Here is a 26,966-nt window from a genome sequence, read left to right on the forward strand (position 1 = left end):
ATCGCTTATTTGTTTTATTGACCTTGTCCCATAGAATAGGCTTTTACACCGTTGAACTGATACAGGTTTTCAGTCTTGATGGCATCGATTCCTAAATCAATTGCTTTACCCAGCAAGCTGACAATTGCACTTTTCTCTAGCGGTTGATTGGATTGAAAACGGCATCTCCAATGATCGGTACAAAACGTTTCCGAAAAACCATTGGGCCATACCTTTACGCCGCGATTGGAAATCATGACCAAATCGATTGTTTCCGTAGTTAGGACTTTTAGTTTTTCAGCCAAGACGTTGGCATCTACCCCACTCCAGTGTACAAATAAATCGACACCTAGCAATTCTTTCTGTAAAGCCTCCTTTCTCTTGTATGATGGTAATTGAATCACAGAATTTTTTGGGGGCGTTACCGCTTTTAAAACACTTGGTATTTTATCAAAATTTGCTATTACAGCATCGGCAAATTCCGAAGTTCCTACCAATTGCTTGCTGATCGCGTCGTTATAAACATCTGCCGTATGAATTCCGTCTTCTAAGGTTTTTAACCAAGCATTTTGAATTCGGGTTGCTTCTGTAGCATATCCCAAGTGATAGAGCATCGCAATTGCGGCTTGTAATAAACCGGATGGATTGGCTATGTTTTGTCCCGCTATGTCGGGTGCCGAACCGTGTATTGCCTCAAACATAGAACATTCATTTCCGATGTTGACCGAACCTGCCAAACCAACCGAACCTGCGATTTGTGCCGCCACATCCGATATGATATCCCCGTACAGATTTGAAGTTACAATCACATCAAATTTCTCAGGATGATCAGCTAAGTACGCCGTTCCGATATCGATAATCATGTGATTGGCTTCGATATTGGGATACTCCATGGCAATCTCTTTGAAAACTTGATGAAATAAACCATCGGTTTGTTTCATAATGTTGTCTTTACTAAAACAAGTCACTTTTTTGCGACCATAGTTTTGCGCATATTCAAAGGCATAACGAATGATTTTTTCGCAGCCAGGACGGCTAATCAGTTTTAAACATTGTACTACCTCATCGGTTTGTTGGTGCTCAATTCCAGCATATAAATCTTCTTCATTTTCACGAACAATTACCACATCCAAGTGGGGAAAGTTTGTCGCTACAAAAGGATACAATGCGACACAAGGACGAATGTTAGCAAACAAACCCAACGCTTTTCGCATGGTAACATTAAGACTTTTGTATCCCCCACCTTGCGGAGTTGTAATCGGTGCTTTGAGCAATACTTTGTTTTTTCGGATAACGTCCCAAGAAGCTTCCGAAATACCCGAAGTATTCCCTGCTAAATACACTTTTTCTCCAATTTCAATTTCTTCAAAATCAAGGGGAGCATTCGATTTTTTGATAATCTTAAGAACCGCTTCCATAATTTCTGGACCAATTCCGTCTCCTTTAGCAATCGTTACTTTTTTCATGATTTCATTATTTTTATGCAAATCTCAATACTTTATTTCATATATTTTTATTTATATTTGCTATACATTATATAAATAATTTTTATGAATTACACTTTAAATCAGTTGCGTATTTTTCTTAAAGTAGTACAAAATCAGAGTGTTACCAAGGCTTCTGAAGAGTTGCATTTGACCCAACCTGCAGTGTCGATTCAGTTAAAAAATTTTCAGGACCAATTTGAAATTCCGCTTACTGAAGTAGTCGGACGAAAGATTTATGTAACCGATTTTGGTAAAGAAATTGCTGAAGCAGCCGAACAAATATTACAACAAGTCAGCACCATTGATTATAAAACGTTAGCCTACAAAGGACAGCTTTTTGGGAAAATAAAAATCTCGGTTGTATCTACAGGAAAATATGTAATGCCTTATTTTTTGGCTGATTTTTTGAAGATGCATCCCGGAGTAGAATTGGAAATGGATGTAACGAATAAAAATAAAGTCGTTAAAAGTTTGCAAAACAATGAAGTTGATTTTGCTCTGGTTTCGATTCTCCCCGAAAAAATGAAAGTGGAAAAAATTGATTTGATGCAAAACAAGTTGTTTTTGGTTGGGAATATGGAGGAAGATTTTACCAAGAAAAAGAAAATCGAAGCTATATTAGAAAATCGTCCGTTGTTGTTTCGAGAAAGTGGTTCGGGAACACGTCAAACCATGGAACGCTTCATTGTACAGCAAGATTTAAAGATCAACAAACGCATGGAATTAACTTCAAACGAAGCGGTAAAACAAGCCATTTTAGCAGGCTTAGGCTATTCCATCATGCCCTTAATTGGAATTCGTAGAGAAATACAAAACAAAGATTTACAAATCATCCCCTTAAAAGGATTGCCCATCAAAACCAACTGGAGTTTGATTTGGGTAAAAGGCAAAAACCACAACCCTGCTGCCCTAGCCTATCTGGATTACTTAAAAAAGGAGAAAGAAGCGATTATCCATTCCAAGTTTAGTTGGTATGAGATGATGTAGCCACTTTTTTGTTTGGTCAAAAAAAGTTTAAAGCGATGCCTTTTGTATATTTCGCTTATAGCTACTAAAAAATTAAGCCTAGATTTCAAAGATACAGAGAATTAATCTGTGAAATCTGTGGCAAAAATGCACCAAAACAGAAATGCACAGCATTCATCACGAATACAACAAACACACCAACAATTATGGCGATATCGTTTGGTGGGATATGCTTTTTGGAACTTACGAAAATCCGAAAGAATTTAAATCTACTTGCGGATTTGACAATGAAAAGGAACAACAATTATTTGAAATGCTCCAATTTAAAGATGTTCATAAAGAATAAAAAAGAAACCCTGAAATTTAGTATTTCAGGGTTTTAAATATAAATTGAAAATCAATTATTTTCTGCTCATTAAAATTCGTAAGACATACCAAAACAACAACATAATAGAAGCAAACAATTGCAAAGAAGCGCCCACATATTGATCGGTACTGAATTGGTCTTTAATTTGACTTGTTTGGTATAGAATACTAGCAGAAGCTAATACCACCATTCCAACAGAAAACCATAATCCTAAATTAAATCCGAAAATAGCCCCTACCACAATAACTCCTAAAGCAACAAATCCTCCAATAGTAATTGCGGTTCTTAAAAAAGAAAAATCGGTTCTTGTCATAAAAACTACAGCTGTTAATCCAGAAAACATAAATAACGTAATAACCGCTGCCTGAATTATCATTTCGCTACCAGAATACAAAACCGCAAGTGCAATCATTGGTAAGAAAATAATGGATTCCAATATAACATAAAAACCTAAACCTAGGTATTGTTTGTCTCTATCGGGATGAAATACCAAGCGATCTGATACCGTAGAACCTAACCAAAATAAGCCCAATATAAATAACCACACGAATTTTCCACTCATCATTGATAAAATCCATTCCATAGGAACAATTTGCAATAAAATGGACTCCATAAGCATGAAGGCTAAAATGGCATAGGCTACGTGACTATAGGTCTTTTTAAAAAAGATAGCTCTCTCTGCATCGGTTGCATAAGACACCACCACATTGTTTTCTGAATTCATAAAGTTTCGTTTAAAGTTTATCGAATGTAAGATTTTTTAAAAGACTACAAAAATTTATTTTTCATTTATGCCTCTCAATCCAATTGGCTCAACACCATTGCAATTTTTAAAAGGATTATCACCACCTTTACCATAGTCATTATTAGTTCTTTATCTTCTTCGTTTTTCATTTCTCTTCGTTTTTAAAAACCTCGAAAAATGAATTCCGAGGTTTTGATTATTTCACGAAAATGTCTTTTAATTGACTGATTACGTTACCACTTCCTGAAATGGTGATTTCACCAATTCGATCTGCGATTTTTTCCACGTATTCCATTTCTTTCAATTTCCACAACATTTCGTTTTCTTCCATTAATTTAGCGGTGTTCAACATGCTACGCATCGCAGCCGTTTCTTCCCGTCTCATAATACTGTTGGCTTGTGCTTTTTTCTCGGCTACCAATACCTGATTCATGATTTCTTTCATATCACCAGGCAAAATAACATCTCGAATTCCAGCATCGGCAACAATTAAACCTAAGGCGTTGATTTTCACCAACATGTTTTCCAAAATTTCTTTTGAAATCGTGTCTTTTTTGTTCAACAACTCGTCTAAAGTGTAGCTACCAACTAAAGCTCGTAAAGCCAATTGCATCAACACATACAACTGTTTGTCGTATTCTTTGTTGTTTACCAAAGCTTTAACTGCGTTAATTACTTGGTAACGAACAAAGAAGTTAATCCGCAAGGTTGCTTTGTCTTTTGTCAATAATTCTTGACCCGCAATTTCCATTTGTTGCTGACGAATATCCACGTTTTTAACTTCAATTGGAATGGCGTTGTTCCAGAAATAGTAGTTTCCTGCGGCTAATTCTTTTACAAAAGCTCCATTCACAAATAACAACCCTTTTTCAAAGTTCAACACTTGGAATTTTCTAGTGTATGCTCGAACTTTGCTATTTTCCAACAAAGCCACTGGAACTGTTTCTGTAATTTCCACTTTAGACAAATCAATTTTTGTAAAGGCATTGTCTAAATATCCTTTCCAAAACGCATATCTTCCAGTAGTTAATACCTCTTTAAACATGCCGTTTACGTAGTACAAAGCGATTTCATTATCGGCAATTTCGATTACTTCTAACATCGAAGCTAACTTTTCATTTTGCAATAAAATCGTTAATTCTATTGGCGCAACAAACGATTGCTTCATTTCATATATATGCACTTTTTTATTGCCTAAAATCCAATAAGAACCAGCTTCTAACACGTTAATTAATTTTCCTTTTTCAAATACCAAACCTACTTGGTACGCCTGAATTGTAATTCTGTTAATCATAATTTATATAGTTTATTTGTTGTGTATTATTTTGTTTAGATATTTAACCACATAGAAACATAGATTTTATTGATTTTAAAAGTCGTTTCACTTAGTTATAAGAAATCAAAGCTATGTGCATCCAAAAATTGGACTATCATCCTCTTTTTAAACTATGTTTCTATGTGGTTAAATAAATTTTTACAATTTATTTTTATTAATTTATATTCAATTAAAAAGAAAACCTCCAGCCCTTCGTCCAAAGTCCAAAACGGAAAAAAGTTAGTAATCAAAAGCATTCTAATGGGTTTCTATTCTATTTTGAAGTTAGCCGTAGCGAACAACAAGCAAATACAAAAGCAAAAGAACGGTTAGGAATACGAAGCCTTTTTCAGGTCTTTTCCTAAGTGTTTCTTTACGAACGAGTCGCGCCAAAACTGACCAAGTCCGAAGATTTTCTTATGGTACATTCTTTTAAAGAGCTATGCTACTCTGTCAAACAGATTTTGAGTCTGTAAGTGACGCCACTGTCAAACACATACCTAAATGTGTGTAGGATTCGAACCTACGATTAATCTATTGTTCTAACCAGACTGAACTAACATACCGCAAAGTATGTACGGGAATCGAACCCGTGACCCATAGAGTGAGGATGATTTTTTGGAAAACCACCAAAACCTCCAAGCCAAGTTGAACAGTACAACATCATTCGCAACTGCGAAACGAATACTGCAATAGTGCTATATCGAAACACCCAACAAGACTTGCTTGATATTTTATTTCTCAATCCTCTCAACCGCTGTCATTTCGAGCGAAGTCGAGAAAGACAAGAAAGACGAGAATCTATTATTTTCAAATTCAAAGAACGTTTTCTTTATCGCTGAACAAAGATTCAAAACCTACTGCGCAATTATTCTGCGTAGTTAAAAACAACTTGTGGAAGTAGTAGTCCCGATAGCTATCGGGAGAACCTACTCAGCATGAAGCACTTGTTTTACAGACAAGCTCAACGCTCCTACTTTGACGTACTTCCATTTTGTAAGGCTTATTATGAATAAAAATTCAATTTCCCGAGAGACAGTCGGGAATCCCGATAATTATCGGGACCAATAAGCCTTGTTCCCTTTCTAAAGAACTCGTGTGATTTTCCTAATCCCAATAGCTATCGGGAGAACCAACAACCTTTGAGTTAACAGCTCACTGCTCTCCCCTTGAGCTACAGAATCAATATTTTTGGGCATAAAAAAAGCACCTCGTAAAAGGTGCTTCATATCATAACAATGGAATACTACTATTCCAAATGCCTATTAGTTTGCACCTGTTTATTCATACATCCGAAATCATATTTCGGAGCTACATTACTTGAAGGATTAAAACAATCTATCATGGTTGTAATATTTAGTTTTTGAATATTATTATATCGTGTTTTCATAATTATTTATATTTATTAAATATCAGATTTCTACTAACTGACCACTGAATACTGACCACTGAACACTGATTTTCTGGGGCAAAGATAAAGTCAAAAAAAACTAACTTCCAAATTTTTTTTAAATTTATTTTATTGATAATCAATTGGTTATGTTTGATTTTAGCCAATAAAAATTCTGTCCGTTTTTCAACAGATACCTCGGATTTTACAAATGACTGTCTCTCATTTGGTTACGCATTTACCCTTATTTTTTACTATTTCGTTTAATCATGAAACATTTTTTTACTTTTTTTTTCGCTTTTATCATTTTGTCTCTTCTTTTTTGTCACACTGAGCTTGTCGAAGTGCATTTTTAAACAAAAAAAACGCCCTTTTTGCAAAGGACGTTTCGTATATTTTGGTGTAATTTTACTAAAAACAATAACTATTCTTCATAAAAACACATACAACGTCCATTAATATCCATAGGAAAATCTATCGCTGAGCGATATAAATTTAGACTAATATGTTGTTTTTGTGTTTTCATTTCGAGGGCAAATATAAAATTATTTTTCTTTTTTGTCACACTGAGCGAAGTCGAAGTGTTTTTATTAACTGTATAATTCCTCTCGCATTTCCACCAAAACACCAAGTAGTTTTTCACTATCGGGAGCGTTAGGTAAAGTTGAAGTCGTATACAAATGCTCAATCGAAGCAATTAAATCATCTGCTTTTTGTAATAAAGCATCATATTCCATTTCGCCTGCTTTTATGGCTAACAATTCGTCGCGATTGGAAACTCGAATATTCAATGTTCCAGTAGATAAAATTTGTTCAGCCGTTTGCAGCAATCGTATGGTATGCATCATGTTTTTACTGTCGTAATTTTTGCCGTGTTGCTGATTCGTATTGTAGCGCTCTTCATTGCGTTTATCAATCCAATCCCAATACTCGGCATATTCTTTACAATATTTGGAATAGCCTTCTAAATTGCACGACAAATACCCAATAGGTTCAGCTCCTTTTGGAATGGAAGAAACCGAAACTTCATTAGACAATTCATTTTTGATGATGCCACGATACCCTAAGGTTGTATCAGAATCATAAAACACAGCATAAATTCCTTTGGCATTGGGAACATTGATTAAGCCACATTGTTCTTGAAAAAGGTTTTGTTCCATTAACCATTTAGATAACGGAACCGAATCATAACCATTTAAAATAGCACAAAAATCTAATAAACTCTTGCGCTCTTTGGGTAATGGATTTACGATTTTCTTATTTAAACCGCGTGCCTTTTTAATTTGCGTCATGGCATAACCAGCAAAACTATCTTTGCACAGTTTAGACAAGAAATCATGTAATTGCAAACGAGCCATTAACGGATGCTTGTACAAAACACAATCTTCTGGCGAAGCTAATATTTCTAAAATATTGGGATTGTTTTTTAACAGCAACTCCACAAAACGACCCAACTCATAATACACTTCGTCATTGGTTTCGTTACTGATTTGCGGAATATAATGCAACCCATAAAACTGCGCTTTAGGCAAATAATAAACGCCTTTTATATCCGTATCAGAAGTGGGTGTGTTTAACCCAAACGACTTACTCCCCGAAATAACTTCGAAGAGGATGAGGTTTTGGGTATGGAGGTCTTGGATGGTCATTTTAACTAATTCAAATATTTTCTAATTTCAAATTGAAATAATTCCGATTGCAGATTTAGATAATTTTCAAACTTTATTTTGTCTTTTGCTTTTAAATTTCCATTTCTATCTAAACCTAAATTATCTATTTGATTATCAATTTCTAACTTATTAATTACACTTACACTTAATCCAAATCTTACTAGATTTATAAGTCTTTCATCAGTTGTTCCATAAATGTATTTATAATAATAATCTTTTGAAATAATATTAAAATCATACAAAAAAGCCATTAATAAAGTCAACTGATAACTAACAAAGTCTTCTTCTATTTTTAGTTTCACAATCGCTAGGTTTACTAAACTTTGTTCTGTCGTTTCTAAATTAACATATACTTTTTTCCAATCTTTATAATTATTGTTTAACTCTTCATATCTAGAAGGCTTTCCTGCTTCAATTGATGTTGCGTCTCCATATGCTGTACCTATGTATAAAAAAGGATCTTTGTCTTTAATTTTATTACTAAAATGAATTAGAAGTGAATTGATTCTCTGACTTAAATGCTGCTTTTGAGTTACTTCAATGTAATAATTATAATAATCTCTAGCTTTTTCATTTTTTAATCTGTCTAATTCAAAATCTTTTAAATTTTGTACATTATTAACTATTAATATTTTATACATGATATCAACAATTTTATGATTAAAATCAAAATTGTAATTTTGAATGTTAATTAAAATTGTATCAATTACTTCTTCTAAATTATCAAAATACTTTTCAATTGAGTTTTCAATAAAATATTTTTTCATTCTTTCATTTTCACTTTTCGGGAGTTTAAGAACAAAATCAGAATGATCTAATAATTTATTATCCTCTTTGCGATGCTTTTCTTTATTTTCAATTTTCTTCTCTTTAGTATCGCCATAAAATTCAAGTTTTTCTATATCATAAGTTTCTATTGTAGGGTTTTTAACCAAATCAATTAGTTTGTTTTCATTTAATTTTTTTAATGATTGAAAAATTGAAAATTGATTTTTGTCTCCTTTTTTACCGTGATAGGTATCATGTTCTAAAAAATGTATTTTTGAAATTAATTTATCAATATCTTTTGAATTTTTATCGAATACATAATTTAGTCTATTTGCTCTTCCTATTAAATTTATCAAATTTTTTATATCAAGTCTTTCATTCTGTTTTCCTGCCTTATTTGTCGTGATAAATATAGTCTCAATAGGTAAATTTATTCCTTCAAGTATCACGGTATTTGCTACAATAAATTTAATTTCATCAATCTCTTTAAATTGTTTTTCAATATATTCTTTAATTAAATTAGGTATTTTTCCATGAATGTAAACAACACCTTTTTCCAAACATTTTATAATTTGAAATTCTGGATGAACCTCTTTTTTTATTGTGGATATAATTTTTTTAATTTTTTCATTATTAGACAAATCAATATTTATATTTGAACTTAATTCTAAAGCTAAATTTTCAGTTAACTTTGGTTTAAGTTGATAAATAAAATTTTTATTAAATGAATTATCAATAATGTATTGAAAATAATTTTTATCATCATTTAAATTATATTTTTCACCAGTAAACCTATCGTAAAAAAAACTTTTGTTTTCATCAAAGTAGTAAAGTTCAAAAGATTTAAAATCGTGCTGAACTCTTCTAGTATAAATAGTTCCGTCTTTTGTTTTTTTAATTTTTAGATTACTTTCATCCTCAACTAAAGGAGATAAGTAAATTACTTTTTGATTTGGATTCCTCTTATAATTTAATTGAATTAATCTTGACAGAATAAAACTTCTTGAATCTCTTTTAAACAAATTGTGGGCTTCATCAATAAAAATAACATCAAAAAAAGAATTTGATTTACTATTTAAAATTCTAGTCGCTCTTTCTTGAGTTAAAATCCCTATAAACTTCTCGTCATCTTCATTGTACATTTCATCATGTAAAACAAGTTTATATTCCTTATTTGAATTTTTTATATCATTATAAGTTTGAACAAGTAGAGATTTAGTTGGAACAATGATGCCTACTTTGTTAGGACTATTTTTATCAATAAAATCAGCTATCAATGAACTTTTACCATATGAAGTTGGTGCTATATATGCAATTTCATTCTCATTGCTGTTAATTATTGATATTCTTGAACTATTTTGTTCTAATGATTCAAAATAATCTCCTTTTTTGAATTTCTCTCTATAAGAAATGAAAGCAATTGCATCTGTTATCAAATTTTTTGATTCATCATCAACATTTAATAGTTTGTTTGTTATTGTTATGAATTCAATAATTGGATAAAAACCAATTTGCAAACTAATATCATATAAAGGTCGATAATCTTTATATTTTAAAGTGTATTTTAAAATAATATAGTAACCAATTTTAAAATAAATTTTATTCCTTTTATCATTATCATAAAATCTAAAAAAAAGAATTGCAACTGATAAAATATATTCTTTTTCATTACTATGTAATTCATTATTTAAGCAAAGTTTTTCGAATATTTTTTTAAAAAAATAGTCCTTTAATAAAATATTTAAATTAGTCTTTATTGCTTTTTCATTTGCCATTTCATTGAGTTTTAATAAATTCTAAAAAACATTCGACACTCTTCTTATTAACGCATAAAATATTGAGTTTTTTTGCATCGTAATTTTTAATTTTAGATTCAATTTTAGCTTTAAGCTCTTCATTATCTATAAAATTCCAATTATCATGCATATAAATTGTTGAGCAAGGAATTATATTAAATTCTTTAATTTTATGTTCTACATTATTTATAAAATCTTTACTTAATTTTTTTACATTATTAAGTAATGTTTTATTATACTTTATACTTCTACGGTCCAAATGATTTAACGCATTTTCCCAAGGATCATTCACTTTTTCTTTATCAGTCGATTCTAACTTTTTCTTTATATCAGTATAAGCATCGTTAATTTTACTTTCATGTGTTTTGGAAATATCTTCAGTTGATTTACTTTCAACAACCCATATTTCATCTTTAAATAGATATAATCCATCAAAACCTTTTTTTGGTCCATTTTCCTCCAGATTTTTGAATAATGAATATTGTTCAAATTTTGCATGTCTTAAATATAAATGACAAATAAATTCAGCTATGAATCCATTTTTAGCTCTATTATCTTTCTTTTTAGAATCAATCCACTTTTTCAATCTCTTTTTAACATCTTTAATTTCCTCATCACTTAAATCACCGTTACGTATAAAACCAATCTCTCTTTCAATAAGAGAAATTAATTCTTTGGAGTAACTTTCAATATTTAAAAAATTAAAAGTTACTCTTTCAGATAATATAATTTGTGTTTCATTAAAAATGTTCATAATCTTTAATCTATAAATAATTCTCTAAAAACCCCATCCAACTCCTCACTCATCTTCTTTCCACTTCTCAACCCAGCAGCATTTTCTTTATTAAAATCCACCGTTTCCTGTAAAAAAGTCGTTATTAATTCCTCTTTTGGATGCAAATACTTTTCGTCTTGGTTGGCTTTTATTTGTATTAATTGTTTTACTTTTTCTTGTATGTTTTGTGGTGCAATTGGCAACAATTCCATAAATGCTACTGGTGGGAAAGTGTTGTTTTCTATTATCCATTTTCCAGCTAATGCCGTGCGTAAAGCATAAAAATAGCTTTTCAGTTTTACTTCTTCTTGCTCGCAAACGTCCATAAAATTCTTAGTCGTTCCCAAATAATGATACAAACAAGCCACTGGCGAAAAACAGTCTTTTGCTAACGCTCGCATTTGGTTCATAAACGCCTCATTTTCATAATACACCACTGGCGAATAAATCCACTCTAACAAAGGTGCGTTACTTTTAGCTAATAATTTTACGGTTTTCCGTAAATCCCAACCGCTTCCGTCTAAATCGTCTTCAGTCATAAACTCAATTACATCGGTTTGTTCCCACAACGACAAATAATAATTCAAGTCTTGCTTGTAGATAAAACGGATGTCATAATCGCTATCTGGTGAAGCAAATCCCCAAGCTCTACTCCCCGATTCTACGGCATACAAGATTTCAACTCCTTTTTCGAGTTCGATTTGTTTGAGTTTGTTTTGTATATTTTTTTTCATAACTGTTATTTCAAATTTAATAAAAACAAAGCCACAAATCGATAATTTTACTTACAATTTGTGGCTAAGTTATTAACACTTAATAGAATTAATCCTCTCTACTCCCATCATCAGCCATTCGTACCATCTTTGGGGTAAACTTGGCAACTACATCTACCAAATCTTCTTGGGCAGCCATTACTTGATAAATATCTTTGTAAGCCATTGGCGCTTCATCTTTTCCTGCACCAATAAGCGTTACACCATGGTCTTTTAAAATGGCTTGCATTTCGTTTTTCGTAATGGTTTTAATGGCTTGGGTTCTACTCATTTGTCTTCCGGCTCCATGAGATGCAGAATTGATAGCGTTCTCCTCACCTTTTCCTCGAACTAAAAATCCAGGTGCAGTCATACTACCTGGGATAATTCCCATAACGCCTTTTGCAGCTGGAGTTGCTCCTTTTCTATGTACAATCACTTCTTCTCCATTGTACATTTCTTTCCAAGCAAAATTATGATGGTTTTCCACTTTGGCTAAAACAGTTGCTCCCAACGCTTTTTCCATTTTCGTATGAATAATTTCATGACAAGCCGAAGCATAATCTCCCGCCAAATTCATCGCAATCCAATATTCTTGTCCTAAATCAAAACTTAAATCCAAATAGGCTAAGTTTCTTGCTACTTCTGGAAGTTTACAAGTTTCTTTAGCAATTTTAGTATAATGTCCAGCAATGGTAGCTCCAAAACCTCTTGAACCTGAATGCGTCAACAAAGCCACATATTTTCCTTTCGGAATGTTTAATGCAGCATCATCGGTTGCAAATTCTATAATACCAAATTCTACAAAGTGATTCCCACCACCAGAAGAACCCAATTGCGACCAAGCTTTATCTTTTAAGTTTTTAATAAAAGTGTGTTCGGTAAACTCATTTCTATCCAAAACTTCATGATTCGATTTGTATTGTCCGTGAAAACCGTGTCCAGCTCCAAATTTAGAATGGGCAACCAATTCTCTTTTGAATTTTGCTTCATTTTCATAATAAAATAACTCCGGAATATCATAAATCGACAAAGCCATTCTACAACCAATATCCACACCCACACCAAACGGAATCACCGCATTATTAGTAGCTAAAACCCCGCCAATAGGCAATCCATAACCTTGATGTGCATCAGGCATTAAAGCACCCGCAACAGTAACAGGCAATTGCATAGCCACTTGCATTTGTTTAATCGCACCTTCTTCAATTTTATCTTCACCATATAAGGCAAAATCAGACGGATTTGGATTTAAAGCAATGAAATCTTCTGGTTTCTCATTGGCTTTTTCTATGATAGTTTGTGCTAATTTTCCAAAGATTTTATGTTCTAAAAAGGCTTCTGGATTTTCTAATACCAAGGCATAATTCGACAACATTTCTTCTTTAGAAAATCCTGTTCTTTTAGCGTTCGCTTTTAAAGCTACACCTATTAAAGTTCCTTCTGGATACCCTAAGGCTAATAAATCAGTTCCGTTAATTTTAGTTTCCATGATGTTAAATTTATATTTTTTATTCGAATTTCGTTGCTTTCGAGAGCCTGATTCATGTCCAATGCTACATCAGGCTTACTTCCCTTTGTATGATGCAAAGGTTTTACAGTACTACGCAATTATTTTGCGCACTAAAAAAAGAATTGTATTTTTGAGTAAATTCTAATTATGAATCTCAAAGAAATATATGCAAACCTATTACTTGAAATAGGCTTTAATCCAAATGAAATCAACAGTCTATGGTTGGATTTAGAGAAAGCGTATTCTAAAAAATCAAGATACTATCACAATGTCACGCATTTGGAAGAAATGGTGTTTTGGTTTTTGAAATACAAAGAGCAATTGCAACAGCCTAACGAAGTATTGTACAGTATTTTTTATCACGATTATGTGTACAAAGTCACGAGAAAAGACAACGAATTAAAAAGTGCCGAACACGCAATTGCACTCCTAAAACCCAATCACCAACTCAACAAAGAACTCGTTTTTGATTTGATTCTAGCCACACAATTGCACCAACACAACGAAAACGAAGATAACAATTGGTTAATCGATTTTGACTTGAAAATCCTTTCGAAAGATTGGGAAGACTACAAAATCTATTGCCAACAAATCAGAAAAGAGTATACTATCTATCCCGATTTTCTCTACAATCCCGGCAGAAAAAAGGCTTTAGCACATTTCTTAGAAAACAAAAACATCTATCAAACAGAAACGTTTAGATCGCTTTTTGAAGATAAAGCACGAGAAAACATCCAAAAAGAAATCGCTACTCTGTAAAACTGAATACTGAACACTCAACACTCAACACTGAACACTGAACACTGAACACTGAACACTTCAAAAAATGGCTCAAAACAAAAACGCTCTCATCCGCTACAAAACCATCGACAAATGTTTGCAAAACAACTACCGTCAATGGACATTAGAAGATTTAATGAACGCTTGTAGCGAAGCTTTGTACGAATATGAAGGTAAAGAAAACCCCGTAAGCAAACGTACTATTCAATTGGATATTCAGATGATGCGTAGCGAAAAGTTGGGCTACAATGCGCCAATTGAGGTCTATGATAAAAAGTATTACCATTATGCCGATGAAGATTTCTCCATAACCGATATTCCTTTAACTGAAACGGATATTAATGTCCTAAGTGAAACCGTTTCCATGTTGAAGCAATTCAAAGATTTTTCGCTTTTTAACGATGTTTCAGATATCCTCCAACGTTTAGAAGATAAAATCTATGCCGAGAAATCGCACACCCAACCCGTAATTCATTTGGATAAAAACGAGAGTTTAAAAGGCTTGCATTTTTTAGATGAAATCTACCAAGCCATCGTTAAAAAAATAGTTTTAGTAATTACGTATAAGTCCTTCAAATCTAGAGAAGAAAATCAATTTCATTTCCATCCGTTTATTCTGAAAGAGTTTAACAATCGTTGGTTTGTAGTGGGACGCAAAAAAGTCAGCCAACCCATTGCTAATTTAGCCTTAGATCGAATTATTAAGATTGATTACGATTTTCAAATGCCGTTTTTGGAGCAATCTTTTGATGCCGAAAACTATTATAAAAATGTCATTGGCGTTACTGTAAATTCAGGTTTACAACCTAAACCGATACAACTTTGGATTGACCGCATTAATGCGCCTTATGTGCTCACTAAACCACTCCACCGTTCCCAACGATTGCTAAAAGAAAACGAAGACGGAAGCATTATCATCAATCTTTTTCTAGTTGAAAACTACGAAATGGAACGCATTCTTTTAGGCTTCGGAGACGGTATAGAAGTCCTAAAACCCGAACGTTTGCGATTGCGCATGAAAAGTGTTTTAGAGAAATCGTTAAAACGCTATGATGAAAATAATGTTTTATAATTATCAGAAGCAACAGCTTTTTTACTTAAAAAAACAATACTTGAATTATTTCAATAGTTCTCGATACATTTTGTATTGGTAAATCTAAGGCTTTACCAATACAAAACACTCGAAGTGACGGAGGTGGAAATACTGAATTGTAAGATGTTTAGTAAAGCATTTAAAAATTACAGAAAAGAAACACTCAGTCATCACTTACAACTAAAGAACCACGAACCTCACCACCGTCATTTCGAGTGATTTTTAAAAGGAAAAATGCCAATTTTTGCTTTTGAAAATTGTATAGAGAATTGTAGCAACGATTTACTTTCATTCGTTCTCGATACATTTTGTGTTGGCAAATCTTAGGCTTTACAAACACAAAACACTCGAAGTGACGGAGGTGGAAATACTGAATTGTAAGATGTTTAGTAAAGAATTCTTAAACTATAAATTTGAAATTACTCATCCGTCACTTACAACTAAAGAAACAGGAACCACACCACCGTCTGTTCGAGTGATTTTTAAAAGGAAAAATGCCAATTTTTGCTTTTGAAAATTGTATCGAGAACTATAAAACCAAAATAAAAAAAGACACCCGAAAGTGTCTTTTAATTGTATTTAAGCAAACCCGTTTTATCCGCGTTCTAAAAAATATTACCTACAATGGAAATCCTTACCAACATGACAAACTGAACTGTTAAAAAACTCAACTAAGTAAAACGCTCTGTGAGCTCTCTTAACGCAATCCACTTCAATAAAAATACTGTGATGCTCAGCGTAATCTATGATGCTATGTGTTTCATTTAATAAGCCAACAACTCTTTTAATTCCGTTTCAAATCTACCTTTTGGTAAATATTGATCTTCTAAGGTTTTCATAAATGGAATTGCTGATTCTATACTTGCTACTCTTCTTACTGGAGCGTCTAAGTATTCGAAACAGTTTTCCATGATCATTGCCGAAATATCACTAGCCACCCCACCAAACAAAGTATCTTCTTGTAAAATGATTACTTTATTCGTTTTCTTCACTGAGGTGTAAATCGCATCCCAATCCATTGGCTGTAAGGTTCTTAAATCTAATAAATCCGCTTTAATTTCTGGATTTTTAGCTAAGGTTTCTAAAGCCCAATGCACACCAGCTCCAAAAGAAATAATCGTTACATCCGTTCCTTCTTTAATCAAGGATGCCTTTCCGAAAGGTAAGGTGTAGTAATCTTTAGGCACATCTTGGTACACACTTCTATACAACTGCTTGTGTTCGAAGAACAATACGGGATTAGGATCGTTAATTGCGGTATTCAATAATCCTTTTGCATCATAAGGAAATGCGGGATATACTACTTTCAATCCTGGCGTTTTGGTAAACCAAGCTTCGTTCGTTTGCGAGTGGAAAGGTCCCGCTTGCGTACCACCACCGCAAGGCATACGTACCACTACATCCGACTTTTCTTGCCATCTGTAATGTTGCTTTGCTAGCAGGTTAACGATAGGATTAAATCCGGTAGAAACGAAATCCGCAAATTGCATTTCCATTACCGCTTTGAATCCGTTTATTGACAATCCGTTGGCGGCTGAAACTACAGCACTTTCACAGATGGGAGTATTTCTAACTCTTTCTTTTCCAAATTGCGCTACGAATCCGTCCGTAATTTTAAAAGCACCACCATATTCGGCAATGTCTTGTCCCATGATGACTAAATTCTCATGGCGTTCCATCGACTGACGTAAACCATTCGAAATCGCATCAATGACACGAATGTTTTCTACTTCCGAAGATGGGTTGAACTCCTCAAATTCATAAGGCGCATAAACATCGCCTAGTTCTTCTTCCAAAGAAGCGACAATTTCTGGTTCTTCTTGGACTTTTGCCCAATCGGTATCGATTTCTTTTTTTATAACAGCGCGAATGTATTCGTCATCTTCGTCGTTTAAGACTGCTGTTGCTTTCAAGTAATTTCTATAATTCTCAACAGGATCTTTTTCAGCCCACAGGTCCATCAATTCTTGCGGAACGTATTTCGTACCACTCGCCTCTTCATGACCTCGCATTCGAAACGTTTTGAACTCTAACAACACTGGGCGCGGATTTTCAATCATGGAAGCTTTCAATTCCGAAATCAAATGATAGACTTCTAATATGTTGTTTCCATCTACAATATGGCTTTCCATTCCGTAGCCTACCCCTTTATCAGCTAAGTTTTCACAACGATACTGCTCGTTTGTTGGAGTTGATAATCCGTAACCATTATTTTCAATGACAAATAGAACGGGTAATTCCCAAACGGCTGCAATATTCAAAGCTTCGTGAAAATCGCCTTCTGAAGTAGCGCCTTCACCTGTAAATACAGCGGTTACTTTTCCATTCTTTCTTAGTTTATTGGCCAAAGCGATTCCGTCAGCAACCCCTAATTGAGGTCCCAAATGCGAAATCATTCCAATAATCTTATATTCTTGCGTTCCAAAGTGGAAACTTCGATCACGTCCTTTAGTAAATCCGTTTTTCTTGCCTTGCCATTGTGAAAACAAGCGGTGCAACGGAATGTCGCGCGTAGTAAACACCCCTAGATTACGGTGCATCGGCAAAATATATTCGTCTTGATCCAACACCGAAGTGATTCCAACCGAAATCGCTTCTTGTCCAATACCCGAAAACCATTTGGATACTTTTCCTTGACGGATAAGAATCAACATTTTTTCTTCGATTAGACGTGGTTTTAGGATTTTCTTGTATAGATCAAGTAATTGTGGATTGGATAATTCTTTTCTTTCAAAGTTCATGATACGGGAACAATTAAATTTTGCTCAAAAGTAATAAAAATAACATTTTGAAAGCGAAATGTTACAAAAAAGATAAGACAAATTTCAAGAGCAAGAACAAGTTTAAGTTCAAATTTAAACGCAAAACTCACAAATGAATTACCCATCACCAATCACCCATCACCAATCACCCATCACCCATTACCCATCACCCATCACCCATTACCCATCACCCCCATTGTTAACAACTTTCCTCTTTCCCAATTAAAATATTTAATTACCTTTGTATTTACTTGGGTTATAGCCCATTTGATTTATTAACAATAAAGTTTAAGTATGCAACAAATTCCTAGTGTTGACTTACGTGATTTCCTGTCGGATGATCCGGCACGTAAACAAAAATTTGTAAATGAAATCGGAAAAGCCTATGAAGAAATCGGCTTCGTAGCATTAAAAGGTCATTTTTTAGATGACAAATTGGTAGCAGATTTATATGCCGAAGTGCGTAACTTCTTTTCGCTACCTTTAGAAACCAAAGCAAAATATGAAATCCCAGGCATTGGCGGACAACGTGGTTATGTTTCTTTTGGAAAAGAGCATGCTAAAGGGCGTTCAGCAGGAGATTTAAAAGAGTTTTGGCATTTTGGACAATACGTTAGTGAAGGTTCAAAATACACTGGCGAATATCCGGATAACGTGGAAGTAACAGAATTACCGAAATTCAATACCGTAGGTAAAGAAGCGTACCAAATGTTAGAAAAAACAGGTGTTTATGTTTTAAGAGCTTTGGCGCTTTACATTGGTTTAGACGAATTCTACTTTGACAAATATATCAAAGACGGAAACAGTATTTTACGTCCAATCCACTACCCACCAATCACTGACGAACCTAAAGACGGAGCCGTACGTGCAGCAGCACATGGTGACATCAACTTGATTACTTTATTAATGGGAGCGCAAGGAAAAGGCTTACAAGTACAAAATCACAACGGCGAATGGATTGATGCGATGGCGCAGCCAGACGAATTGATGATTAACGTAGGGGACATGTTATCAAGACACACCAATAACAAATTGAAATCAACCATCCACCAAGTGGTTAATCCACCAAGAGAATTGTGGGGTTCTTCTCGTTATTCCATTCCTTTCTTCATGCACCCAGTAAGCGACATGAACTTAAATTGCTTACCGGAATGTATCGATGAAAACCATCCAAAATTGTATGAAGACATCACTGCTGGTGAATTCTTGCATGAACGTTTGGTGGAATTAGGATTGATTAAAAAATAAAGGAAATTAAAATTCCAATTAATAAAATTCCAAATTCCAAGTAACATTGGGGTTTGGTTTTTTGTTTAAAGATTAAGATTTACACGCCACATTGGAACGCGGATGAAACGGATTTTTCGGATAACCGCAGATTAATAATAAAAATTATGAGTAGTATTTTACACAAAGAGTTAACGGGCTCAATTTTGAAATTGTTTTATGAAGTATATAATGAACTAGGATATGGTTTTCTTGAAAAAGTTTATCAAAATGCATAATATAATGAATTAAAAAAAATGGCTTTGAAGTTGAATCTCAAAAGCAAATAAAAGTATACTATAAAAATATTGAAGTAGGTGAATATTATGCCGATTTAATAGTAAACGATAAAATAATTTTAGAATTAAAAGCTACTGAAGCCATTACCGAAGCTCATGAATTTCAACTAATTAATTATTTAAAAAGTACAAATATTGAAGTAGGTCTTTTATTAAACTTTGGAAAAAAACCTGAGTTTTGTAGAAAAGTATTTCTAAATTATAGAAAATAAAATCAGCGGTTATCCGTAAAATCAGTGTTATCCGCGTTCTAAAAAATTAATTATGAGTGGTTTAGAAGAACAACTAAAAAAACTATTTCCAGATCATCAACCTTTAGAAGAAGAAAAAGAAGAAATTCTTCCTCACGAATTATTCGTTCAGGCAACACCCATGATTTGCAAATATGAAAAGCGTAAAGGAAAACCTACTACGATTATTTCAGGCTATGAAGGTGAAGACGAAGATTTTAAGATCTTAGCGAAAGAAATCAAAAGCAAATTAGCCGTTGGTGGTACTTTTAAAGAGGGCGAAATCATCATTCAAGGGGATTATCGCGATAAAATCATGAAAATCTTACAAGACAAAGGATTCAAAACAAAACGCGTTGGAGGGTAAAGCCCCCTAACCCCCAAAGGGGGAATAAAAATGAAAAAAATAAAATTAATAACAATCTCATATTTTTAGTAAAAAAAAATATAAGAACTTAAAACCTATTCACCCCTAATAGGATTTCCCCTTCGGGGGTTAGGGAACTAAAATGATAGCAGCATCAGAATTAATATTAAATCCAGACGGAAGTGTATACCACATCAATTTAAAACCTGGACAAATCGCTAACGATATTATCTTCGTTGGGGATCAAAATCGTGTAGAGAAAATCACAAAACACTTTGACGCTATTGAGTTTACTACTCAAAAACGTGAATTCAAAACCCAAACCGGAACATACAAAGGCAAAAGAATGACCGTGATGTCAACTGGAATTGGTCCAGACAACATCGACATCGTTATGAACGAGTTAGATGCACTGGTAAACGTTGATTTAGCAACCAGAACCGTTAAAAAAGAACTGATTTCCTTGAATATCGTTCGTATTGGCACTTCGGGTTCGTTACAAGCAGATATTCCTTGTGATAGTTTTGTAATGAGTCAGTATGGTTTGGGGTTAGACAACATGCTTCGCTCCTATTTAATTGATGAAGTTTCAGAGACGGAAATGGAAGAAGCCTTTATCCAACAAACGAATTGGGACATGAAAAAAGGGCGTCCGTACGTAATTGCAGGAAGCAAAACTTTAGAGCAACGTTTAGAAAGCGATAAAATTTTCAAAGGATTCACAGGAACTGCTGGAGGTTTTTATGGCCCACAAGGACGTGTAGTGCGTTTAGGCATACAAGATCCAGAATTAAATGCTAAAATGGATCGTTTCAATTTCAACGGAACACGAATGACCAATTTGGAAATGGAAACGGGTGCTATTTATGGTTTAGGAAAACTATTAGGTCACAACTGTTTATCGTTAAATGCTATCATTGCTAACCGTGCGACTGGAACTTTTAGTGAAGATCCCTACAAAGCGGTAGATGAATTAATTGTATATGCATTGAATAAATTAGCGGAATAATGAAGAGGAACACAGCTTAAAGAAATTTTTGAAATTTATTGAATTTTTTAAATCCGTGTTCCAGACACTTTTTCAATATCAATTACTTCTTTTTAGATTAAAAAACTATGAAAACAATCAAAATAGCGGGTGTTCCTGAACATTTCAACTTACCTTGGCACATGTGTATCGAAGATGGCGAATTTGAAGCTGTGGGTATCGACTTACAATGGACAGACGTTCCTGAAGGGACTGGAAAAATGTGTCAAATGCTGCGCGATGGGGAGACCGATATTGCTGTAATTCTTACCGAAGGCATTATTAAAGACATTGTTGCTGGAAATCCGAGTAAGATTGTGCAAGTTTACGTGCAAAGTCCTTTAATTTGGGGGATTCATGTTGCTGCAAATTCCGATTATAACACCCTTTCCGATTTAGAAAACAAAAAAGTAGCGATTTCCCGTATGGGTTCGGGTTCCCATTTGATGAGTATTGTGAATGCTCAAAATCAGGGTTGGAACACGGAAAATTTACCCTTTGAAATCGTGAATACCTTGGATGGTGCTGTTGAAAGTCTAACTTCAGGAAAAGCGGATTATTTCATGTGGGAGCGTTTTATGACACAACCCCTTGTTGATAACGGAACTTTTAGAAGAATTGCCGATTGCCCTACCCCTTGGCCTTGCTTTGTGATTGCGGTTCGCAATGCCGTTTTAGAACAGCACCCAAAAGTCATCGAGCAGGTTCTAGACATTATCAATACCACAACGGAAGAATTCAAAATGATTCCGAGTATTGACAGAACCTTAGCATCTAAATACCATCAAAAAATAGACGCAATTCAAGAATGGTTAAGATTAACACGTTGGTCCCAAAAACAAATGACAGGTCCAACGCTAGATAAAATAATGGAACAGCTTTTGAAGCTTCAAATAATTGATAAAAAACTCCCAAAAGAGTCGCTACTTAAATAATTCCGTATTTTTATCGTTTTAAACGAGATGACAATAAAAATCCCAACTATCGCCGAAATCAAAGAAAAGCTTTCTTTACCAAAGCCGTGGGATAGTGTTGTCATTTTTTTGTTGAATATCTTGATTGCCATTCCTCTTTTATTAATTGAGCATCAAAACTTAATTGATTTGGAATGGGTATTGCATTTAGATCGCGTGTTGATTTTCATTGTGATCCTTGTTGGCCTACAACTGCTACTTCGATTGGTAAAAACCATAATTATTCTCATCATTTTCTTGTATGTAATTGCTTTATTATATGGTACTTTATTTGGAAATTATGGCTTTAATCGTGTATTTGAAGATTATCGTTATATGGTATATTCTATGAGCGAAACACCGAATCCTCAGGATATTATTGTAGCCAAGTTACTTCCTTTTCCGAACAAGTCTAAAATTATAAATGCGGTGGAGTTTTCCAATCCAAAAGTTCGAAATTTTGCTTTATCTGCCACTACAAAACATTTCAGAGAAATTAAACAAACAGGAGAAATCCGAAGAATGATTCAATGTTTTGCTGTATTCAAAGAAATTAGAAATCGTTGGAATTACGTAAACGATCCCAAAGGGAGAGAATACATTGCTCCTGCCACTGAAAGTTTACAACATTTCTCTGGAGATTGCGATGACCATGCCATCTTAATGTCGGCCTGTATAAAAGCCATTGGTGGCACCCCTCGCATTATTCACACTGGAGGCCATTTGTATCCCGAAATGTTAATTGGGAACAAAAAAGATTTGGAAACCGCAATTTACTACATCAAAGAAGTACTTTTTGTCGAAGAAAGCGAATACCAGCAAATCTATTACCATATTGACGAAAGAGGACAAATTTGGCTTAATCTGGATTACACCGCTACTTATCCCGGTGGAAAATTCATGAGCGAAGAAATCTTAGGAGCGCTTACTTTTAACTAATCTGCTTGGCTTTTTATGCCTATTAAATAAAAAACCGTAGGCCACAATCACCTAACCCAACACTATAAAACCTGATAGCTATCTAAAACCCGTCCGATTCCTTATATCTGATCAACTTAGCCTTATATCCTTATAAAACCTGTCCGATTTTTAACTAAAATAAAATTAAATTTCACTATTTTAGCCCCATGATAAAAGTCGTTTTAATCGGTTCAGGAAATGTGGCGCAGCACTTAATTCAAGTGTTGTTAACTGCTAAAGAGGTGGACTTGGTACAAGCCTTTGCGCGTAACCCAAGTCATTTATCCCATTTGCTTCCTTCCTCAAAAATTACAGCTGATTATCAAAAAATTGTTGAAGCTGATGTATACATAGTTTCGGTTTCTGATAATGCCATTGCGGAAGTTTCTGCGCAGTTAGCCTTTGAAAATCGCTTGGTCGTGCATACCTCTGGAACTTCTGACATTTCGGTATTGCCTAATAAAAATCGTAAAGGCGTTTTTTATCCACTACAAACGTTTTCCAAAGGCAAGGAAATCGACTTCGCTCCTATTCCCATTTGTTTAGAGGCTGAAAAAGAGATGGATTATCTGCTTTTAGAAAAATTAGGCCGTTGTATTTCTCAAAAAGTAGTTCGAATCAGTTCGGAACAACGCAAAAGTTTGCATGTAGCTGCCGTTTTTGTATGTAATTTTGTGAATCATTTGTACCACATTGGGAATGAAATTTGCGAAGAAAACAACGTTCCTTTTGAAGTATTGCATCCGTTAATTCAGGAAACCGCGCATAAAATTACCGAACTTTCGCCAAGAGAAGCCCAAACGGGTCCGGCCCTACGAAACGACACCAAGACCATTCAAAAACATTTGGATTTTTTAGAAAATCCAACATATAAAAACCTATATCAATCCCTTACACAATCTATACAACATGTCAAAAAGTTATAAAGAGCTCATGAACCAAATCACCACTTTTGTCTTCGATGTAGACGGAGTGTTAACTGACGGAACCATACACGTAACCCCTACTGGCGAAATGCTTCGCAACATGAACATTAGAGATGGTTATGCGATGAAAGCTGCTGTTGAAAATGGCTACACCGTTTGTATTATCTCGGGGGGGAGTAATGAAGGGGTTCGCGTTCGCTTGAGAAATTTAGGCATCACCGATATTCATTTAGGCGTTCCTAACAAAGTAGAAACCTTTAAAGAATTCACCGATATTTACAATATTCATCCTGAAACCGTTTTATACATGGGCGATGATATCCCAGATTATCACGTTATGCAATTGGTAGGCTTACCCACATGTCCTCAAAACGCAGTTCCTGAAATCAAAGGCATCTCCAAATACATTTCGCATGTAGAAGGCGGAAAAGGAGCCGTTCGCGATGTTATTGAACAAGTGATGAAAGTACAAGGCAAATGGATGGAACATTTTGATGCGAAGTTTGATTAATTGATTTGGTGATGGGTTATGGGTGATCGGAAATGGGTAATTGGTGTTGGGTTTGAAGGGTTTTAATTTTGAAACAAAAATTATTTCTTGTAAACCATACTATTGAAATTTGAGTGCTATTATGCGTGAATAAAAGATTTTAAAGATTGCTCCAATTTCTCCAATCCGTGTCCCAAAAACCTAAAACTTGAATCTTGGAACTTGAAACTTGAAACCTGAAACTTGAAACAAAAACAGATGAAATACTTACAACTTATTCGATACCAAAATTTACTAATGCTAGCCTTTATGCAATTGGTATTTCGTTATTTATTTTTAGCACAATCGTATGTTGATTTGGCCCTTACTGACTTCAACTATATTTTGTTAGTAATAGCGACTGTTTTTATCGCTGCAGGAGGTTATGTCATCAACAACATCATGGATCAGGAAACCGATGCGATTGCGAAACCACAAAATCGTGTAGTAGGTGTTACTATTTCAGAAACAGTGGCTTATAATTGGTACATCGGACTCACAATTGTTGGGGTTGGGATAGGATTTTATTTATCTAATGTTATTTACAAACCTTCCTTTGCATCCATGTTTATTTTAGTAGCAACATTACTTTATATCTATGCCACAAGTTTTAAACAAATTCCGGTTGTGGGGAATGTGGTGGTTGCCTTATTGCTTTCAAGCAGTATCCTCATCATTGGCTTGTTCGATATTTTACCGGCTGTAGATGTGGATAATCGATTCCGAATGAAAGAAGCTTTCGATATTATCATCCATTATGCGCTATTTTCATTCCTCATCAATTGGATTCGGGAAATTGTTAAAGACTTAGAAGATATGGATGGCGATTATCAATCGGGAATCAACACCTTACCTATCGCAATTGGAATCCAAAAAACAAAGCTAATGGTTGGGATTTTAACCGTCATTGCCATCGGCATTTTGGTTTACTACGTAAATTCAAATTTTTTCGAATTGGATTATGTGGTGTATTATGCCATGTTATTAATCTTAGGTCCTCTCCTTTATTTTGGGTTGAAATTGCTAAATGCTACTACCAAAAAAGAATTTCACCAGTTGAGTGTTGTTTTAAAAGTAATCTTATTTTTTGGAATTTTATCGGTTGCTGTAATCGTTTACAATTTAAAATTAGCCAATGCTTAAAGACAAATTAAATAAAGTTAATATCATCTTAGCTTCGGGTTCGCCTAGAAGACAACAATTCTTTAAGGAAATGGATTTGCATTATACCATTCGTCTTAAAGAAATTGCAGAAATTTACCCCGATCATTTACAAGCGGAGCAAATTACAAATTACTTAGCCGAATTAAAGGCAAGTGCTTTTGAAGGGAAATTGAAAGAGGATGATATTTTAGTTACGAGCGATACCATCGTTTGGTTGGATGGAAACGCATTGGGTAAGCCCAAAAATTATGACGATGCGTTTCATATGTTGCAACAATTGTCCAATCGAACCCATGAAGTCATTACTTCTGTTTGTTTAAAATCGATTGTGAAAACAACCGTTTTTCATTGCGTAACGAAAGTAACTTTTAATGCTTTATCTGATGAGGCTATTCGGTATTATCTCGATCACTACCAACCATTTGACAAAGCAGGAAGTTATGGCATTCAAGATTGGATTGGACTCATCGGAATTTCTAAAATCGAAGGTTCGTATACCAATGTCGTTGGTTTACCTACTGAACTGTTATTTCAAAAATTGTTAGATTATGCTAAAGTGGATTGAAAACCCTTATTTACATGAAGAAATTGCAACATTAGTAGTGTTGTTGCTTTATGTAATCTTACGTGTTAGTATCGCCAAAGTAGTAAAACGATTTGCGACCCTAAATGAGGTTTTAGAACATCGTACTAATCTAATTATCAAGTACATCAATTTACTACTTGGTCTTTTAGCATTCTTCTCTATAACGATTATTTGGGGAGTAAAAAAAGATCAAATTTTATTGTTCATCTCCTCTGTTTTTGCGGTTGTAGGGGTGGCCTCTTTTGCACAATGGTCTATTTTAAGTAATATCACAGCAGGTATTATTCTTTTCTTCTCCTATCCGTTTAAAATTGGTGACCGCATAAAAATCCATGACAAAGATTTCCCTATTGAAGGCGAAATTGAAGACATTAAAGCTTTTTATATGGTATTGAAAACTAGTGATGGAGAAACCATTACGTATCCCAACAATTTGCTAATGCAAAAAGGGATTTCAGTCATCTACAAACACGAAGAAGAGAAAGAATTTTTTGATTAACC

At 34.1% G+C, this 26,966-nt stretch carries 25 protein-coding genes and 1 tRNA gene; 16 read left to right on the forward strand and 10 right to left on the reverse strand.

Going from position 1 to position 26,966, the window contains the following annotated elements; genetic code table 11:
- Positions 1-14 precede the first annotated feature (14 nt).
- On the reverse strand, positions 15-1,445 hold the full coding sequence (locus BUE95_RS11935) for an NADP-dependent isocitrate dehydrogenase (RefSeq protein ID WP_073584810.1): 1,431 nt from the start codon (positions 1,443-1,445) through the stop codon (positions 15-17).
- 84 nt (positions 1,446-1,529) lie between these two features.
- Here BUE95_RS11935 and BUE95_RS11940 point away from each other — a divergent pair, with 84 nt between their 5' ends.
- Both BUE95_RS11940 and BUE95_RS11945 read left to right on the forward strand, forming a co-directional pair.
- On the forward strand, positions 1,530-2,453 hold the full coding sequence (locus tag BUE95_RS11940; RefSeq protein WP_073584812.1) for a LysR family transcriptional regulator: 924 nt from the start codon (positions 1,530-1,532) through the stop codon (positions 2,451-2,453).
- Positions 2,454-2,595: 142 nt separating this feature from the next.
- Positions 2,596-2,778: a sterol desaturase family protein gene (locus tag BUE95_RS11945; RefSeq protein ID WP_200778622.1), complete on the forward strand. Its 183-nt coding sequence runs from the start codon at positions 2,596-2,598 to the stop codon at positions 2,776-2,778.
- Positions 2,779-2,833: 55 nt separating this feature from the next.
- Here BUE95_RS11945 and BUE95_RS11950 read toward each other — a convergent pair whose 3' ends face one another.
- From BUE95_RS11950 to BUE95_RS11985, 8 genes are all read right to left on the reverse strand, one after another.
- Positions 2,834-3,523: a Bax inhibitor-1/YccA family protein gene (locus tag BUE95_RS11950; RefSeq protein WP_073584814.1), complete on the reverse strand. Its 690-nt coding sequence runs from the start codon at positions 3,521-3,523 to the stop codon at positions 2,834-2,836.
- A 217-nt stretch (positions 3,524-3,740) separates the two neighbouring features.
- On the reverse strand, positions 3,741-4,838 hold the full coding sequence (locus tag BUE95_RS11955; RefSeq protein WP_073584816.1) for a slipin family protein: 1,098 nt from the start codon (positions 4,836-4,838) through the stop codon (positions 3,741-3,743).
- 523 nt (positions 4,839-5,361) lie between these two features.
- Positions 5,362-5,425, reverse strand: a tRNA-OTHER gene (locus BUE95_RS13690).
- 1,414 nt (positions 5,426-6,839) lie between these two features.
- Complete coding sequence (locus BUE95_RS11965) at positions 6,840-7,898, reverse strand: nucleotidyltransferase domain-containing protein (RefSeq protein WP_073584820.1); 1,059 nt, start codon at positions 7,896-7,898, stop codon at positions 6,840-6,842.
- Positions 7,899-7,903: 5 nt separating this feature from the next.
- Complete coding sequence (locus BUE95_RS11970; protein WP_073584822.1) at positions 7,904-10,462, reverse strand: DEAD/DEAH box helicase family protein; 2,559 nt, start codon at positions 10,460-10,462, stop codon at positions 7,904-7,906.
- A 1-nt stretch (position 10,463) separates the two neighbouring features.
- The gene (locus tag BUE95_RS11975; RefSeq protein ID WP_073584824.1) at positions 10,464-11,237 is read right to left on the reverse strand and encodes a Hachiman antiphage defense system protein HamA; all 774 of its coding nucleotides are present in this window, start codon (positions 11,235-11,237) and stop codon (positions 10,464-10,466) included.
- Positions 11,238-11,242: 5 nt separating this feature from the next.
- Positions 11,243-11,992, reverse strand: a complete 750-nt coding sequence (locus tag BUE95_RS11980) for a nucleotidyltransferase domain-containing protein (RefSeq protein ID WP_073584826.1) — start codon at positions 11,990-11,992, stop codon at positions 11,243-11,245.
- A gap of 88 nt (positions 11,993-12,080) precedes the next feature.
- A complete protein-coding gene (locus BUE95_RS11985; protein ID WP_073584828.1) occupies positions 12,081-13,502 on the reverse strand; it encodes an RtcB family protein in 1,422 nt (473 codons plus the stop codon).
- A gap of 168 nt (positions 13,503-13,670) precedes the next feature.
- On the opposite strand from BUE95_RS11985, the gene BUE95_RS11990 reads away from it, so the two are divergent.
- Both BUE95_RS11990 and BUE95_RS11995 read left to right on the forward strand, forming a co-directional pair.
- A complete protein-coding gene (locus BUE95_RS11990) occupies positions 13,671-14,282 on the forward strand; it encodes an HD domain-containing protein (RefSeq protein WP_073584830.1) in 612 nt (203 codons plus the stop codon).
- A 67-nt stretch (positions 14,283-14,349) separates the two neighbouring features.
- Positions 14,350-15,375, forward strand: coding sequence for a helix-turn-helix transcriptional regulator (locus tag BUE95_RS11995; protein WP_073584832.1), 1,026 nt, complete (start codon positions 14,350-14,352; stop codon positions 15,373-15,375).
- Between the two features lie 785 nt (positions 15,376-16,160).
- On the opposite strand, the gene BUE95_RS12000 is transcribed toward BUE95_RS11995, so the two are convergent.
- Positions 16,161-18,137: an alpha-ketoacid dehydrogenase subunit alpha/beta gene (locus BUE95_RS12000; protein ID WP_073584834.1), complete on the reverse strand. Its 1,977-nt coding sequence runs from the start codon at positions 18,135-18,137 to the stop codon at positions 16,161-16,163.
- Between the two features lie 315 nt (positions 18,138-18,452).
- Between BUE95_RS12000 and BUE95_RS12005 the strand changes: the two genes are divergently transcribed.
- The 12 genes from BUE95_RS12005 (at position 18,453) to BUE95_RS12055 (ending at position 26,964) form a co-directional block, all read left to right on the forward strand.
- A complete protein-coding gene (locus tag BUE95_RS12005; protein ID WP_073584836.1) occupies positions 18,453-19,406 on the forward strand; it encodes an isopenicillin N synthase family dioxygenase in 954 nt (317 codons plus the stop codon).
- 146 nt (positions 19,407-19,552) lie between these two features.
- Positions 19,553-19,663 (forward strand): GxxExxY protein, encoded by a 111-nt coding sequence (locus BUE95_RS13890; RefSeq protein ID WP_262494373.1) that lies wholly within the window; start codon positions 19,553-19,555, stop codon positions 19,661-19,663.
- 68 nt (positions 19,664-19,731) lie between these two features.
- On the forward strand, positions 19,732-19,935 hold the full coding sequence (locus BUE95_RS13895; RefSeq protein ID WP_262494374.1) for a GxxExxY protein: 204 nt from the start codon (positions 19,732-19,734) through the stop codon (positions 19,933-19,935).
- Positions 19,936-19,987: 52 nt separating this feature from the next.
- Positions 19,988-20,320, forward strand: a complete 333-nt coding sequence (locus BUE95_RS12015) for a translation initiation factor (RefSeq protein WP_073584838.1) — start codon at positions 19,988-19,990, stop codon at positions 20,318-20,320.
- A 142-nt stretch (positions 20,321-20,462) separates the two neighbouring features.
- Positions 20,463-21,329 carry a nucleoside phosphorylase gene (locus tag BUE95_RS12020; RefSeq protein ID WP_073584840.1) on the forward strand — a complete coding sequence of 289 codons (867 nt, stop codon included), beginning with the start codon at positions 20,463-20,465 and terminating at the stop codon, positions 21,327-21,329.
- Positions 21,330-21,436: 107 nt separating this feature from the next.
- Positions 21,437-22,282 (forward strand): substrate-binding domain-containing protein, encoded by an 846-nt coding sequence (locus BUE95_RS12025; protein ID WP_073584842.1) that lies wholly within the window; start codon positions 21,437-21,439, stop codon positions 22,280-22,282.
- A 27-nt stretch (positions 22,283-22,309) separates the two neighbouring features.
- Positions 22,310-23,239, forward strand: coding sequence for a transglutaminase-like domain-containing protein (locus BUE95_RS12030; RefSeq protein WP_073584844.1), 930 nt, complete (start codon positions 22,310-22,312; stop codon positions 23,237-23,239).
- A 188-nt stretch (positions 23,240-23,427) separates the two neighbouring features.
- Complete coding sequence (locus BUE95_RS12035) at positions 23,428-24,186, forward strand: Rossmann-like and DUF2520 domain-containing protein (RefSeq protein WP_073584846.1); 759 nt, start codon at positions 23,428-23,430, stop codon at positions 24,184-24,186.
- Positions 24,170-24,697 (forward strand): KdsC family phosphatase, encoded by a 528-nt coding sequence (locus BUE95_RS12040; RefSeq protein WP_073584848.1) that lies wholly within the window; start codon positions 24,170-24,172, stop codon positions 24,695-24,697. The genes BUE95_RS12035 and BUE95_RS12040 overlap by 17 nt, the downstream gene beginning before the upstream one ends.
- Before the next feature lie 237 nt (positions 24,698-24,934).
- On the forward strand, positions 24,935-25,858 hold the full coding sequence (locus tag BUE95_RS12045) for a geranylgeranylglycerol-phosphate geranylgeranyltransferase (protein ID WP_073584850.1): 924 nt from the start codon (positions 24,935-24,937) through the stop codon (positions 25,856-25,858).
- Positions 25,851-26,444 carry a Maf-like protein gene (locus BUE95_RS12050; RefSeq protein WP_073584852.1) on the forward strand — a complete coding sequence of 198 codons (594 nt, stop codon included), beginning with the start codon at positions 25,851-25,853 and terminating at the stop codon, positions 26,442-26,444. The genes BUE95_RS12045 and BUE95_RS12050 overlap by 8 nt, the downstream gene beginning before the upstream one ends.
- Complete coding sequence (locus tag BUE95_RS12055) at positions 26,428-26,964, forward strand: mechanosensitive ion channel domain-containing protein (protein ID WP_073584854.1); 537 nt, start codon at positions 26,428-26,430, stop codon at positions 26,962-26,964. The genes BUE95_RS12050 and BUE95_RS12055 overlap by 17 nt, the downstream gene beginning before the upstream one ends.
- Positions 26,965-26,966: the final 2 nt, after the last annotated feature.

Origin of the sequence: Flavobacterium cucumis (assembly GCF_900148835.1) — a bacterium.
Classification (GTDB): Bacteria; Bacteroidota; Bacteroidia; order Flavobacteriales; family Flavobacteriaceae; genus Flavobacterium; species Flavobacterium cucumis.

Coding starts and splice junctions, on each gene's coding strand:
- BUE95_RS11935 (WP_073584810.1), bottom strand. CDS start 1,445: ATGAAAAAAGTAACGATTGCTAAAGGAGACGGAATTGGTCCAGAAATT.
- BUE95_RS11940 (WP_073584812.1), top strand. CDS start 1,530: ATGAATTACACTTTAAATCAGTTGCGTATTTTTCTTAAAGTAGTACAA.
- BUE95_RS11945 (WP_200778622.1), top strand. CDS start 2,596: ATGCACAGCATTCATCACGAATACAACAAACACACCAACAATTATGGC.
- BUE95_RS11950 (WP_073584814.1), bottom strand. CDS start 3,523: ATGAATTCAGAAAACAATGTGGTGGTGTCTTATGCAACCGATGCAGAG.
- BUE95_RS11955 (WP_073584816.1), bottom strand. CDS start 4,838: ATGATTAACAGAATTACAATTCAGGCGTACCAAGTAGGTTTGGTATTT.
- BUE95_RS11965 (WP_073584820.1), bottom strand. CDS start 7,898: ATGACCATCCAAGACCTCCATACCCAAAACCTCATCCTCTTCGAAGTT.
- BUE95_RS11970 (WP_073584822.1), bottom strand. CDS start 10,462: ATGGCAAATGAAAAAGCAATAAAGACTAATTTAAATATTTTATTAAAG.
- BUE95_RS11975 (WP_073584824.1), bottom strand. CDS start 11,237: ATGAACATTTTTAATGAAACACAAATTATATTATCTGAAAGAGTAACT.
- BUE95_RS11980 (WP_073584826.1), bottom strand. CDS start 11,992: ATGAAAAAAAATATACAAAACAAACTCAAACAAATCGAACTCGAAAAA.
- BUE95_RS11985 (WP_073584828.1), bottom strand. CDS start 13,502: ATGGAAACTAAAATTAACGGAACTGATTTATTAGCCTTAGGGTATCCA.
- BUE95_RS11990 (WP_073584830.1), top strand. CDS start 13,671: ATGAATCTCAAAGAAATATATGCAAACCTATTACTTGAAATAGGCTTT.
- BUE95_RS11995 (WP_073584832.1), top strand. CDS start 14,350: ATGGCTCAAAACAAAAACGCTCTCATCCGCTACAAAACCATCGACAAA.
- BUE95_RS12000 (WP_073584834.1), bottom strand. CDS start 18,137: ATGAACTTTGAAAGAAAAGAATTATCCAATCCACAATTACTTGATCTA.
- BUE95_RS12005 (WP_073584836.1), top strand. CDS start 18,453: ATGCAACAAATTCCTAGTGTTGACTTACGTGATTTCCTGTCGGATGAT.
- BUE95_RS13890 (WP_262494373.1), top strand. CDS start 19,553: ATGAGTAGTATTTTACACAAAGAGTTAACGGGCTCAATTTTGAAATTG.
- BUE95_RS12015 (WP_073584838.1), top strand. CDS start 19,988: ATGAGTGGTTTAGAAGAACAACTAAAAAAACTATTTCCAGATCATCAA.
- BUE95_RS12020 (WP_073584840.1), top strand. CDS start 20,463: ATGATAGCAGCATCAGAATTAATATTAAATCCAGACGGAAGTGTATAC.
- BUE95_RS12025 (WP_073584842.1), top strand. CDS start 21,437: ATGAAAACAATCAAAATAGCGGGTGTTCCTGAACATTTCAACTTACCT.
- BUE95_RS12030 (WP_073584844.1), top strand. CDS start 22,310: ATGACAATAAAAATCCCAACTATCGCCGAAATCAAAGAAAAGCTTTCT.
- BUE95_RS12035 (WP_073584846.1), top strand. CDS start 23,428: ATGATAAAAGTCGTTTTAATCGGTTCAGGAAATGTGGCGCAGCACTTA.
- BUE95_RS12040 (WP_073584848.1), top strand. CDS start 24,170: ATGTCAAAAAGTTATAAAGAGCTCATGAACCAAATCACCACTTTTGTC.
- BUE95_RS12045 (WP_073584850.1), top strand. CDS start 24,935: ATGAAATACTTACAACTTATTCGATACCAAAATTTACTAATGCTAGCC.
- BUE95_RS12050 (WP_073584852.1), top strand. CDS start 25,851: ATGCTTAAAGACAAATTAAATAAAGTTAATATCATCTTAGCTTCGGGT.
- BUE95_RS12055 (WP_073584854.1), top strand. CDS start 26,428: ATGCTAAAGTGGATTGAAAACCCTTATTTACATGAAGAAATTGCAACA.